The 13,056-nt window shown below is 65.8% G+C and carries 6 protein-coding genes; 2 read left to right on the forward strand and 4 right to left on the reverse strand.

The window, feature by feature from the left end; genetic code table 11:
- Positions 1-2: 2 nt before the first annotated feature.
- From recB to LNV06_RS10625, 3 genes are all read right to left on the reverse strand, one after another.
- Positions 3-3,782 carry an exodeoxyribonuclease V subunit beta gene (recB, locus tag LNV06_RS10615; RefSeq protein WP_263538214.1) on the reverse strand — a complete coding sequence of 1,260 codons (3,780 nt, stop codon included), beginning with the start codon at positions 3,780-3,782 and terminating at the stop codon, positions 3-5.
- A complete protein-coding gene (recC, locus tag LNV06_RS10620) occupies positions 3,779-7,279 on the reverse strand; it encodes an exodeoxyribonuclease V subunit gamma (RefSeq protein ID WP_263538215.1) in 3,501 nt (1,166 codons plus the stop codon). Before recC ends, recB begins: the two co-directional genes overlap by 4 nt.
- A gap of 141 nt (positions 7,280-7,420) precedes the next feature.
- Complete coding sequence (locus LNV06_RS10625) at positions 7,421-9,502, reverse strand: hypothetical protein (protein ID WP_263538216.1); 2,082 nt, start codon at positions 9,500-9,502, stop codon at positions 7,421-7,423.
- Positions 9,503-9,726: 224 nt separating this feature from the next.
- Here LNV06_RS10625 and LNV06_RS10630 point away from each other — a divergent pair, with 224 nt between their 5' ends.
- A complete protein-coding gene (locus tag LNV06_RS10630; protein WP_263538217.1) occupies positions 9,727-10,461 on the forward strand; it encodes a hypothetical protein in 735 nt (244 codons plus the stop codon).
- Between the two features lie 43 nt (positions 10,462-10,504).
- Here LNV06_RS10630 and LNV06_RS10635 read toward each other — a convergent pair whose 3' ends face one another.
- Positions 10,505-12,223, reverse strand: a complete 1,719-nt coding sequence (locus LNV06_RS10635) for a hypothetical protein (RefSeq protein ID WP_263538218.1) — start codon at positions 12,221-12,223, stop codon at positions 10,505-10,507.
- A gap of 193 nt (positions 12,224-12,416) precedes the next feature.
- On the opposite strand from LNV06_RS10635, the gene alkB reads away from it, so the two are divergent.
- Positions 12,417-13,055, forward strand: coding sequence for a DNA oxidative demethylase AlkB (alkB, locus tag LNV06_RS10640; protein WP_263538219.1), 639 nt, complete (start codon positions 12,417-12,419; stop codon positions 13,053-13,055).
- Position 13,056 lies beyond the last annotated feature (1 nt).

The following is a 13,056-nucleotide window of genomic DNA, read 5'->3' on the forward strand; positions in this document are numbered from 1 at the left end:
ACTCATCGCACGCCCCCGCTGTCCTGCAGCGCAGCTTGCTTGTCCAACAAAGCATCCAGCTCATTCAGCATGGACTCACTGGGCTTGACCCAATAGCAGCCCTGAGCCGGGCCTTGCATGCCGCGCATGAAGACATAGACCGCGCCGCCCAAATGCTGCTCGGGTGCATACGACTCACCGAGTCGCGCTCGCAGAAGCCGGTGCAGGGCCAGCAGATAAAGCGCGGCCTGCACGTCATAGCGATGCTGGGCCATGGCCGACTGCAAAGCGGGATCGCTGTAATCGGCGTCGCTCGCGCCCAGATGGTTGGACTTGTAGTCCAGCACAAAGTAGCGGCCCTGGTGCTCGAACACCAAGTCGGCAAAACCCATCAGCAAGCCATGCAGCTGGCGCTGCGGCAGTTCGGGCCGCGCCTCCTCGCCCAGCAGATGGCGCCGGCAGAGCGCATCCAAAGCGCTCGCATTCAGGTGATCGGCCGGGAACCAGAACTCCATTTCCGGCAGATGGCCGCTCAAGTCTTGCAAGGCACAGCCCACCGGCGGCAAGGGCGCCGCACAGACCTGCTGCAACCACAGCAGCACATCGGCCGCCCAATTGCCCCAACCCTGGCGCTCGCAGCGGCGCATCAGCTGCGCCTGCAACTCGCTGGATTCGGCCAGACGGTGAAAGCCCTCTTCGGCCAACCACTCGAGCTGATCGTGCAAGAAATTGCCCGCAAAAGCGCCGCGAGGGAAACGGTGCCAAGGCGGCAAGAGGCTTTGCTCCGGCTGCTGCTGCTGCTGCGTTTGCGGCAGCATCAATTCAGCAGCGGATTGATCTTCGTCCGAACGCGCCACTTCCGTGGACACCGCCCGTACCGGCAGCGCCCGCACCAAAGCCGAGAAGCTGCCAATACCCCAGCGCCGCTCAAACTCCGCTTGGTAGGCCTGGGGCTCCTTCAGCGGCGTGGGCGCGCCGCGCGGCATCACCAAACTCGGGCCCAAGGACGCGGCGCTGGCAGCGGTCTTCACTGCAATCTCGGGGTTGGCAGCAGCCAAGGCCTCGGCCAGTTCTTGCAGCTGATCTTCCGAAAATCGCGCGGCCCCGCCCAGCACATAGCCGATGGCGCTGCGCCAGCTTTCGCAACTCTTGCCGTTGCGTACTTTCAGCGCCGCCACGCCCAACCACAAGGCATGGCGAGCGCGAGTCAGGGCCACATAAAGCAGACGCAGGTCTTCCCGCAAACGCTCGCGGTCGGCCTGGGCAATCTGCTCGGCCGTGGGCTCCAGATAAAGCTGGGCTTCGCCGCTTTGCGACTCGGGCAGCGCTTGCTTGACGAAGCGCGTGCGCGCCTTGTCCACCGCCCGGAAGCTGGCCGCAAAAGGCATGAAAACCAAGGGGTACTCCAAGCCCTTTGACTTGTGCACCGTGACCACCTTGACCAGATCCGCATCGCTTTCCAATCGCAGCACCGCGCCTTCGCCGGCAGCGGCGCCGGGCACTTCGGCCTCTTCAATCTGCGCCGCCAGCCAGCGGATCAAGGCCTGCTCACCGCCCTGTTCTAGGCTGGCTGCTTGCAGCAGCTCGGCGAGATGCAAGACATTGGTCAGCCGACGTTCGCCGTCAGCATCTTTGGCGCCGCGCTCGTCTTGGGCCAGCCATTGCGCCGGCAAGTCAAAGGCATGCAGCAGCTCGCGCAACATGGCAAGAACGCCCTGGCTGAGCCAAACACTCTGCAAAGCCTTCAGCTCATCGCTGCGAGCATCAAAGGCCTCATCGTCTTGCGCCAGATGGGCCAGCTCGGCGAGACTCAGGCCCAGCAAACGGGTCGCCAGCGCGGCGCGCACCAAGCGCATATTCAGCGGCTCGGCCACCGCCTGCAGAACGCGCAAGAGATCGCGCGCCTCGGCGCTGGCAAACACCGAGTCTTTGTCTGACAAATAGACCGAGGCAATATTGCGCCGGCGCAGCTCGCGCCGCAGGGTGGCAGCCTCGCGGCCGGTGCGCACCAGCACGGCGATATCGGCCGGCCGCAAGCGCTCAAAGCTACCGCGCGCCGGGTCGGAAAAACCAGCGGCCTTGTCGTTCAGCAGCTGCGCAATCTGCTCGGCACATCGGGCCGCAAACAAGCGCTGGCTGCTGTTGGCGTCGCGGAGCTGCGCGTCCAGCTGCAGGCTCAGCGCCGGAACCGGCCCCTGGCTGCTGACGAACACCTCGGCCCGGCCCCGCGCGGCCACCGACGCAAAAGGCAAGGGGTTGGCCGCCGTGTCGGCCGCCGCCCGAAACATGAAAGCCCCCTCGCCCTCGCGCTGCTCGGCATGCGCAAAGACCTGATTCACCGCCGCCACCAGGGCAAGGCTGGAGCGGTGGTTGGTGCCCAGCATGTAGTGGCGCCCGGCGGTCTTGTGACGTGCGTCCAGATAACTGTAGATGTCCGCGCCACGGAAGCCGTAAATTGACTGCTTGGGGTCGCCGATCAAGAGCAGGGCCGTGTCGCGCGAGTTCTCGGCCAAGCGATAGAGCCGGTCAAAAATGCGCGCCTGCAGCGGCGAAGTGTCTTGAAACTCGTCGATCAGCGCCACCGGATACTGGGCCAGCATGCCTTGGCGCAGGCGCTCGGCGCTGGCCCCCTGGGTGGCCGGGTCGAGAGCACGGTCCAGCCGGTTCAACATATCGGCAAAGCCGAACAGGCCCGACTTGGCCTTCAATTCGGCCAGGCGCGCGCCAATGCAAGCGGCGGCATGCAAGCGCATCGGTGTGCCAACGCTCTCCAGCGCTTGCAAGGCCTCCAGCAAGTTCGCAAAAGCCTCAAACTCAGGAGGCACTTCGGGCGCTGCCGCATCCGGCTTCAAGGCCTCGGCCAACCCAGCCGGGCTGAGGCGGCGCAGGCCCGCGTCTGAGATTTCAGGCTCGACCTGTGCCTCGTCCAGCGCCCATTCGCGCAGGCTTTGCAGCCAGGGCTGGTAGTAGCCGGGGCGCAGCTTGGTCTTGTTGAAGGGGCAGGTCTTGCCCTCCATCTGGCCATCCAGCCAGGCTTGCATGCGCTCGGCGGCTTCGGCCCAGCCATGCTTCAAGGCGGCCAGGGCCGCCGCATGCTGAAGCTCGGCGCGCTCAATCACCAAACCCAAGGGTTCCGTCACATCGGCCGCCAAGGGCAGGTCTTGGGCCAGCAGCTGGCGGGCGTCTTGCGCCAGCGCGTCCACGCGATTGAACACCGCCAGAGCCTGATCCAAGCACTGAGCGCCGAGCGGATAGACCTGGGCCCGCCAATAGTCTTGCGTGGCCTCCAACAGCAGCTGCTGCTCGTCGCCAATCAGGTCTTCGTTGAAAAGACAACCGCTGTCAAAAGCATGCTCGCGCAGCATGCGCTGGCACCAGGCGTCGATGGTGTGAACCGCCGCATCGTCCATGCTCTCGGCGGCCAGGCCTAAGCGCCAAGCCGCTGCGCTGCGCGCCGGTCCGTCTGGGTAATCGCTTAGCAGGGCGCGTAGCAAAGCATCGCCGGCGGCGGGCTCGGCCTCGCCACGGAAGACCTTGGCCGCCTCCAGCAAGCGGGCGCGGATGCGGTCCGACAGCTCGCGCGTGGCGGCGCGGGTGAAGGTCATCACCAGAATCTCTGAAGGCAGCAAGGGCCGCAAAAAACCGGTCTCGCCGGCCTCCCCGTCCGCACCCCCATGGCCCAGCACCAGGCGCAGGTAAAGCGCGGCAATCGTCCAGGTCTTGCCGGTGCCGGCGCTGGCCTCGATCAGGCGACTGCCCCACAAGGGGAAGTCGTGCGGATTCAGCGTGCTGCTGTTGTTCATTCGGCGGCCTCCTCTTGCTCCGCCTGGGCCGAGGCATGCAATTCCAAACTGACGCCCTGCTGCAACCACGCATGCAGCGGACCATAGAGACGCGGGGCCAAGGTCTCGAAACGGCCATCCGCCGCGAGTGCCGCAAAGTCGGGGTAGAGCCGCGCCAAGCAGGGCTCGCTGACCTCGCCCCGGCTGTTGAAGCCGCCCTCAAACACCGAGGCCACATCCTTGTGCTCGGCCACCTGGGCCAAGCCGGTCAAGGCCGCAATCGGCAAGGGCGACAGCATGCCCTCCTGCCAGACTTGCAAAAGCTCAGCCAAATCAGCCTGGGCCTGCTCGGGTGGCAGCGGCTGCAGCGTCAGCTGCGCATCGCGCCCGATCAGCACGCCTTGCAACTGCAGGCCATGGGCACTGGCCACCAACTGGCGCACCCAAGCTTCCAGCAGGCGCTCGGCGCGAGCCGACTTGGATTTTTCATCAGCGCACAAGCGGCTGGGGATCAGTTCCAGCCAGACGCGCTGGCCGCCCAGCGCTTGGGCTCGCAGATCGGCCAGCCAGTCCTCCAAGAGCGGCTGCTCAAACGGAAAACGCAGCATCTCCTTGGGCGCTTGCACCGGATACAAGGCTTGCAGATCACGCCAGGCTTTCAGCATGGGCGAGACCGTTTCGACCAGGGCGCGCTCGGCGCGGCGACCCTGCTCGGCCATGGGCAGGCGGCCCGCCTCGCGCATGCGCGCCGCCAGACCGGCCACACGCATTGGCACATCGGTTTCGGCATGCAAGTCCTGCAGGGCATCGTCCAAGAGCTCGCGCAGCATCTCGTATTCCAGCAAGCCGTCCACGGCAAAAGCCTCGTCGTCCTCGGCCGCGCTGGCGCTCTCGGCGAACTGCACATCCAGACGCTGGCGGAAGAAGCTCTTGACCGGGTTTTTCAAGAAGGCGGCCAGGCCCTTGATGTCGAGCAGCGGCTGATCGGCGTCCACTTCCAAGGGCGGCAATGGGGCAGTTTCGCCCTCCGCTTCTGCCGGCGTTTGGTGCGCTTGGCGCCACTCGCTGGCGTGAGTGAAGAGCGTACTGCCCTGCTCGAAGTAGCGGCGGCTGAAGGGCTGCAAAGGATGCTCGGTGCTCAAGGGCGCCAACACCGCCTCGCCCCAGCCCGAGGCCAGATAGTCGCGCAACTGCGAGACCAGCACCGAGGGCGGCTGCTCGCTGTTGTCGCGCACGCTGCGGCCGCTCCAGCTGATGTAGAGCTTGCGTCGCGCCGAGAGCAGCGCCTCAAGAATCAACTGCCGGTCATCGTCACGCCGGGCGCGGTCACCAGGGCGCGACAGGCCGGGCAGGCCCATCAGGTCGAAGTCGCTGCGGCTGCCGCGGCGCGGGTAGTCGCCATCGTTCATGCCCAGCAAACACACCACCTCGAAAGGCACGGCGCGCATGGGCATCAAGGTACAGAAGGTCACGCCACCGGCCTTGAAGCGGCGATTCAGCATGGGCACATCCAGCCCGTCCAGCCAGGCCTCTCGCACCACGGCCAGATCCACCGCTTCAGCAAACTCGGCCGACTCACAGGCCTCCAGCCAGCTGCCCATCGCGCTTTGCAAGGCCGCCAAAGTTTGGCGCTCGCTGTCGTCCGCCGGCTGGAAAAAATCTTCCATCAGGCGCCGGCCGCGTTCGGCCCACAGCACCGGGCTGGCCGGCTCGGCCACCTGCTGCCACCAGCCCTCCAGCGCCGTCAACAGGTCGGCCAGCGAACCGGCCAGCGCGGCATCCAAGCCGCCCACTTCGGTATAGGGCTGAATGCCTTGGAAGGCCGGCCCCTGGCCCGCGCTATAGCCCAGCAACATGCGGCGCAGACCAAATGACCAAGCGTTTTGCTCGCCACAGGCGGCCAGGCCCAGTTCGGCGCGTTGCTCGGCGTTCAAGCCCCAGCGGATGCCGGCGCCTTCCATCCACTGACTCAGGCGCGGCAGATCGTCGGCGCTCAAGCCAAAGCGCGCCGCCAGCCCCGGCACCTCCAACAAGGCCTGGATCTCGCTCAAACGGCAGCGCTGCTGCGGCAGGCGCAGCAGCCACTCCAGCGCCAGCAGCAGCGGGTTGTGGCCGCGCTCCTTCAGGTCGGCAATGTCGTAGGGGATGAAGCGCGGGTCTTGGCTGCGCCCGTACTGGCCAAACACTGAACGGATGGCCGGCGCGAAGCTGTCGATATCGGGCACCATGACCACGATGTCGCGCGGCGTTAGCGGTGCCTGGCCCGGCGCGGGAGGCTCGGCCAGCAGGGCCAACAACTGGTCGAGCAGGATCTCGACCTCGCGCTGCGCGCCGTGAGCGATGTGGAAAACGATGGAGCGATCCTGCGGCGCCAGCGGTGTGCGCGGATGCTCGGCCAGCGGCGTCAGGTCGCGAATATGCGCTTGCACCTGGGTCAGCAAGCTCTCGCCGGGGCCTTCGTCAAAGAGGTCGATCTTGGCGATGCCGAAGCGCTCTTGCGCCTGGGTGGCGTCGTCAAAGGCGTCGAGCTGGCGCACAAAGTCGCGCCCCTGGCGGCCCCAGCTGGCCAGCAAGGGGTGGGCATGGGCATGCATCTGCTCCAGCGAGAGCTCGGCCAGGTCGAGCCCGCCGCGCAGTGGCTGACGCCGCTTGTTCTTCTCGTTGCGCAGCAGCTCGCGGCCGTCGATGATGTCGGCCCAGTGATAACGGCAAGGGTTCGGGATCGCCAGAATCACCTGGCAATGCTCGGACAGCGCCGCCAAGGCCTGCAAGGTTTGCATCGGCACATGGGTCATGCCAAACAGCACCAGGCGGCGCGCCATCGCGCTTTGCGGCTTGCGGCCTTCTTGCAGCGCCTGCACAAAGCGCTGATGCAACTGCGGCCGCGAGGCTTCGCGCTGCTGCGCCGACAAAGGCGCCAGCAAAGCGCGCCACAAAGCCGCTTGCCAGCGCTGGTCGGTCGGCAGCGGCGTGGCCGCCGACAGCGGCTCGCCCGCGCTGCGCGGCAGCACGTCATGGCCTTGCGCCCAGGCATCGAGCCAATCGCTGCGGTAGACCTGGTATTGGTCAAACAAATCGGCCAGGGCCTGGGCCAGCTGCAAGCGCCGCTCCATGTCCCCCAATCGTAAAAAACCGGCCAGCGGCTCAAAGCCCGGCTGCTGCGCTAACTCCGGCAGCAAGCGCATCAAGGCCCAGGTCAACGGCAATTTGTCCAGGCGCGACTGCGAGGGCACCGAGTCCCGACCCAACATCTGCCGATACGCTCGCCACAGAAATCGCCCCGGCAACTCCACCCGCGTGGCGGAGCAAATGCCGCTTTGCTCGGCCAGCGTCATCTTCAGCCATTCGGCCACGCCATTGCTCTGCACCAGGAAGATCTCTTCTTCCAAAGCGCCCAGCGGCTGGCGGCGCAACCATTCAAACACCGCATCCCCCAGCAACTCGGCGCGATTGCCGTGCAGCACCAAGAGGCCCGGGGTGATGGGCGTGTTTGAGTTCAGAGTGCTGTTGCCGCTCATAGAGTCGTGGGGGTCCTGCGTCTGCGGAGGTGGCGGGTGTTTAGGAAAAAGCTTTTGCGAAAAAGCTCACAGCTCTTGCTTGAAACCCATCACTCTGCAAGAGGCCGAGCGATGGAGAAGCGTCATTGCAAGGCCCGCACTTTAGCTGGCGCGCGAGCCGCCCCCGCCCTTGCGAGCCAGCGCACTGATGGCGCTCAAAGACGCCAAGTCCAAGGGCTGCTGCGCCTCCAGCGGCTGCCGCTGGGCTTGCAAGGCATTCCGCAGCGCCTCGCTGGCCTGCCAATCTGCGCCCGGCCCTGCAGAACTTGGGGCTTCATGCGCCTGATGCGGCTGATTCGACACCGTCGCCTGCTGACTGACCTGGCTGACTTGATTCAGCAAGGCGCGGAAGTCTTGCAAATCCGGCGCCGGTTTGGCCTGCGGCTGAGCCCGGGCCGCCAAGCCCGACAAATCCAGCTCCGGCGCGGCGGCAGGCGAGCTCTGCCGCGCCAGACGCGACAAACCCAGGCTGCTCAAGTCCAAGTCCGGCGCATCCGTTTTCTTGGCTGCCTGGGGTGCGAGCTTTGGCATGTCGATGCGCAAAAACGGCGCCGCCGCCTCGGCCTGCAAACGAGCGCGCTCGGCCGCCTGAGCCTGCCGCTGCGCCAGCGCCTGGGCTTCGCGCAAGGCAAGCTCCGCGGCTTTTGCTGCTTCGGCGGCTTGGGCTGCTTTCGCGGCTTCGGCAAGTCTTGCGCGCTCTGCAGCTTCTGCAGCTTCTGCAGCTTCTGCAGCTTCGGCAGCTTCAGCGGCTTGCGCTGCCAGAGCGGCAGCTTCTTGGCGCTGCTGCTCTGCCTGAACTGCCTGAGCTGCGGCTAGCGCTGCCGCAGCTTCACGTGCTTCGGCCTCCAGTTTTGCTGCAGCCTGTTTTGCGGCCTCTTGGGCTGCAGCTTCTCGGGCGGCGGCCTCAAGGGATGCTGCCTCTCGCGCGGCTGCAGCACGTGCCTCGGCTTCGCGTGCCTCAGCTTCGCGCATCGCAGCGTCGCGTTCAGCCGCTGCTATTTCCGCCGCTCTCAAGGCAGCCATGGCAGCCGCTTCTTCAGCCGCCTGTTCCGCGGCTCTTTGCTCAGCGGCGTGGCGCTCAGCGACAGCGGCCTTTCTCCTCTGTTCTTCAGCTGCGGCTTCTTGCGCGGTGGCCAAAGCTGCAGCCGCACGCAAGGCGACTTCGCGCTCCTCAGCTTCTCGCTTGGCGGCTTCTCGCGCTTCAGCCTCCGCTTGCGCGGCCGCCTGTTCTGCGGCGCGGCGCTCAGCGGCTATGCGCTCTGCTCGCTCACGCTCGACCAGCTCACGTTCAGCAGCAAGCAATCTCTGCTCTTCTTCAGCCGCCGCACGCTCCGCCTCGAGTTGGGCCTGCAAAGCCTGTCTTTCCAATTGCTCGGCTGCTGCCTTTGCTTCTTGCTCTTTCTTGCGCTTGGCCAACTCAGCCTGCTCAGCCAACTTGGCTTGCTTGGCTGCGCGAGCTTGGGCCTGCGCCACTTGCTTTGCTTTTCTTTCTTCTTGCAGTTTTTCCAGCTTCAAAGCCTTGACGCGAGCTCGCTCGGCCTTGGCTTGCTGGGCTGCCTGTTCTCGCTCAGCCAACAATTCTTGCTGCGCAGCGCGCCTTGCTTCCTCCTCGTGCGCTTCGGCGGCAGCAACAGCGGCGACCTCGGCATCTGAGGCGATCGCCGCTTGCAAGGGGGCTTCAGCCGCCTCCGGTTCCAAAACTTGCCCAACTTGAGCAAATGAATGGGGCGGAGTTTCTTCATCTGCACGCAGCGGCACGTCTTGCTTTGCTTGCAGTTCTGGCTCTTCTTCTACGACAACCTCTGCTTCTTCAATCACCCAGTCTTGCGCGGCCCCTGTGGGTTGCGAGAGCAATGGTGCAGCCAAGGCCGGGCGGCGCTCGCTGATGTCCTCCACATCGCTGACATCACTCATATCCCAGCGCCCCACCGCTGCGCCAAAACGGGCGCGCGCCTGGTTTAGCGATGCAGTGCCAAGGCCTTGTTCGCCCGGGCGCAGCGCCGAAGCCGACAAGGGGCGCTTGACGCTGCTATTGGCACTCAGCGTGGCCTGCGAGATGGACAGATCAACCGGCTTGTCGCGCTCGCGCAAGCGCTCGGCAAAGACTTGCAGAATCGTGTTGGGGTCGAAGTCGCCGTCCGAGCTTTCAACCAAGCTCGGACCCGCAGCGGATTTCTCTGTCATTCAGCCATTGTGCCGGGCCTTAGTGACAGAAGTTGATGGGGACAAGCCCCGAGGCCACGCCTGACATGAGCCGGAAAACCCAGAATTCAGCAATTTGCCGGCCGCATCGGCGGCACAATCCCTGTCAGCTCAGCGGGGCCACCTGTGCCCCATCGGAGTCTATCGATGCCTTACCCGCCTTATCGTCTTGACTTGGCCCCTTGCAGGGGCGGGCCTGCGTCCGCATGAAAGCAAGTCTTGCCGGCTTCGCGGCCGCCTTTGCATTGCTCGCCGTCGCGCATGGGCAGGAGTCTGAGCGCGAACCACCAGATGGCACGATCGGTTTGCTCAAGCTGCCTTTGCTCTTGGGGGATGGGCCCTGCGATGCGTTTCGCCCCGCGCCGGTCAAGCTGTTCGCCAAAACCCATCAAAGCAGCTATATCGGCTTTGCCTTCGTGGCTCAGCCCTGGTCCTTCCCTGATGAATTGAGCTGCGAGGGCCTTGAAGTGCGGGTTCGCCTGCACTCAGGCACTGAAGAGTCCCTGCCTACACTCGAATACGACTACGAAGCGGCAGCCGCCATCGTCCTTGCCCGCCACCAGGCTTGGTGCCAGGTCTTGCTACGCTCGGGTTCAGCCTGGGTCCATGAGGAATGTTCTGCCGGTTTCGTTTCAATCGAAACGCTGCTCCAAACCAACAGAACCATGCTGTACCTGCGCCACGGTGCTCTGAAGCAAGCGAAGCTTCGCCCCAAGGGCGCCAAGTTTGAAGCCCCCAGGTCTTTGGTGGCCGCCCAGCTGTTAAGCGCAGAACTTCTCGGCATCAAACGGATCGATGGTGCGGTCTGGCTACACCTGGCCGTCTCGAACAAAAGCATCTGCGATAGCGACTTCGAGCTCGCAGAAACCCGGCGGCTTTGGCTGCCTTTGCGCGACTCGCTTGGCCGCATCACAACTTGGTACTTTGCTCGTGGGTGCTAGCGCGGCGCTGCCTTGAATCACGGGGGGGAGTGCGAGAACGCCCTTACCAGCTGCAGCCCTTGGTCCCACCCCGCACCGCGTCCACCGCCAGCGGCACCACGGCCAAGAGGCCGAGCGTTTCACCATAAGCCTTGCGGCAATCCGCGCGTTTGGCTTCTTCCATGCTTTCGCTGAGCTTGGACTTGCGCTCCGGCGGCAGTGGCATCAAGGGCAAGACACCGCGCGAGCCGTGCGCCGACAACTCGCCGCCGCGTGGCAGGCTCAGGTTCAAGGGCTTGACCTCAGGCGAGGCGGACGCGGGCGTGGCCACATCACGGCCCAGACGCGGCCCGGCGTCCGGGGCGCCCAAGCGGGGGCGGGAGCCGCCAGGATCTAAGAGGCTGGCCGCACTCGCCTTCTGAGCCGGCGTCTCGTTTGAAGGGCTGGGCTGAGCGCTCGTCGGTGTTGCTGAAGCCCTTGTTGCAGCAGTTGTTGGTGCAGTTGTTGGTGCAGGGACAGGGTTTGGCGCCGGCGCTGCTGGCACCGGGGTCACGGCTTGGGCAGCCGCAAGCGCGGCAGACGAGGCCGCCGGCTCGGCGGCCTTGGCGGCCACGGCGCTCGACTCAGCGGGCGCCTGCACCGGCAGCGCAGCGGGGATTTCGGGCGCCTTGGCCAGGGGCTCGTTCGGCATGGTGGGTAAGGGCGGCAGCTTGGGCACGGCAGCGCTTCGGCTGGCCGGCAGACGGGCAGCAGGCAGGGCCAGCGGCGGCGACAAAGTGGCTGGCGGCAGCGCCGCGCTGTCGCTCTTGGCGATGGCGGGCAGGCGCTCGCTCAGAGCTGCAGGCCGGGGCGGCGGTGCGTCGAGTCTGCGCGTTAAGGTAGGCGCCTGAAGAAGCTCGGCGAGCGGCCTAGGTGCATCCGGCACAGACAAGGGCGCCGGCAAGTCCTCAATTCGCCGCAGCACTGGCGGCAGGCTGGGCAGGGTCTTGGCATCCAAGGCTGGGGCGGCCAGGGCTGCGGTCTTGGGCAAGACCGGCACGCGGCCGAGCGACTCGCTGGGCGCACGGTTTTTACTGAGCCTGGGGCCAGATGGCAGCTCGCGGCCCGACGGCGCGCTCAGCACCGCGGTGCTCCGCGTGGGCTCGGCCAATGCGGCTGTGGCGGGCAAGGCCTCCGCATCGAGGGAGCGCAGCTCAGACAGCTTGGGTGGCGTCGGTGCAGCGGCAAGCACAGGCACAGGCACAGGCGCCGGAGCAGCTGGGGGCGCAGGCGCCTGCGCAACATCCGCCTTGGCCTGAGCCATGATCTTGGGCGTGACTTCGCTGGCGTGTGCGGCGTCTTTCACCTCAGGCGAGATGCTGGCCAAAGCATCGGTCGCCTCACCGGGCTCGGGCACGCGGCTGGCCCACTCGCCCTCGCGAGCGGCGCCGGGCGTCATGGGCAGAGGCTGCGGCGCCTCGGCCGGCCTGACGGTGCCGCCATGGCGTTCTTGCCTGCCTTTGCCCACGGGGCCCTGCTGCGCCTGTGTGGGCGCAGCTTGCGGGCTCACCGCTTTCTGATCGCCTGTTCCACCCGTCAAAGTCACATTGAGACGGCCCCAAACGCCGTCGCCGGGCTTGGCGGTGCCGCCGGGCGCGGTGCCAATCCACAAGAGCAGCAAGGCGTGCAGCAAAACCGCCAAGAGCAGGCATTGACTGAGCTTCTCTGCCTGCGGGGCGGGCTGCGTATTGGAAGACAAAGCGGACGGCCACAGGCGCGCCGCGAGGATGCGCGGAGTCAGCACGGTTGGGCAGTCATCTTCTTCATCATCAATGGGCGAAAGACCCTGAACTGCTGGCCGACAAAGCTGTCGCCCCTTCAAACAGGCATCGTGCTGCGCAGTCTAATGGCCCGGCGCCATACTGGCGGATGAAACCTCCTCACAAAATGCATGCTGCTTGCATCGAAGCGCCACGGCGTTTTTCTTGAATCGATCCATGACCGAGTCTTTGTTTGGGCCGCCGGCCCCCTTGGAATTTGCCCCCGGCGCCTGGCTGCTGCCCGGCTTGGCCCTGGGCGCCGAAGCGGCACTATTGGCGGCGGTAGAGGACGTCTTGAGCCAAGCGCCGCTGCGCCAGATGCAAACACCGGGCGGCCAGACCATGCAAGTGGCGATGAGCAATTGCGGGCCACTGGGCTGGGTGTCTAGCCGCGCCGGCTACCGCTACCAGGCGCTGGACCCACTGAGCGGCCAAAACTGGCCGGCCATGCCGCCCGAGCTGAAAACGCTGGCCCGGCACGCCGCCGAGCTGGCGCATTATGTGAGCTTCGAACCCGACGCCTGCCTGATCAACCGCTACCTGCCCGACACCAAGCTGAGCCTGCACCAAGACCGCGACGAACGCGACTACAGCCAGCCCATCGTGTCAGTGTCGCTGGGCCTGCCGGCGGTGTTTTTGTTTGGCGGCCTGCAGCGCAGCGACAAAACCCTGCGCCTGCCGCTGACGCATGGCGATGTGTTGGTCTGGGGCGGGCCGTCCCGGCTGCGCTTTCATGGGGTGATGCCGGTGGCCGAGGGCCAGCACCCGCTGCTGGGCGAGCAGCGCATCAATCTGACCTTCAGGCGCGCCGGCTAGG

The sequence above is a fragment of the Paucibacter sp. Y2R2-4 genome (genome assembly GCF_025717535.1).
Classification (GTDB): Bacteria; Pseudomonadota; Gammaproteobacteria; order Burkholderiales; family Burkholderiaceae_C; genus Paucibacter_A.

Bases quoted from the DNA above. Each gene is read 5' to 3' on its own strand.
- LNV06_RS10625 (WP_263538216.1), bottom strand. From the start codon at position 9,502: ATGACAGAGAAATCCGCTGCGGGTCCGAGCTTGGTTGAAAGCTCGGAC.
- recB (WP_263538214.1), bottom strand. From the start codon at position 3,782: ATGAACAACAGCAGCACGCTGAATCCGCACGACTTCCCCTTGTGGGGC.
- recC (WP_263538215.1), bottom strand. From the start codon at position 7,279: ATGAGCGGCAACAGCACTCTGAACTCAAACACGCCCATCACCCCGGGC.
- LNV06_RS10630 (WP_263538217.1), top strand. From the start codon at position 9,727: ATGAAAGCAAGTCTTGCCGGCTTCGCGGCCGCCTTTGCATTGCTCGCC.
- alkB (WP_263538219.1), top strand. From the start codon at position 12,417: ATGACCGAGTCTTTGTTTGGGCCGCCGGCCCCCTTGGAATTTGCCCCC.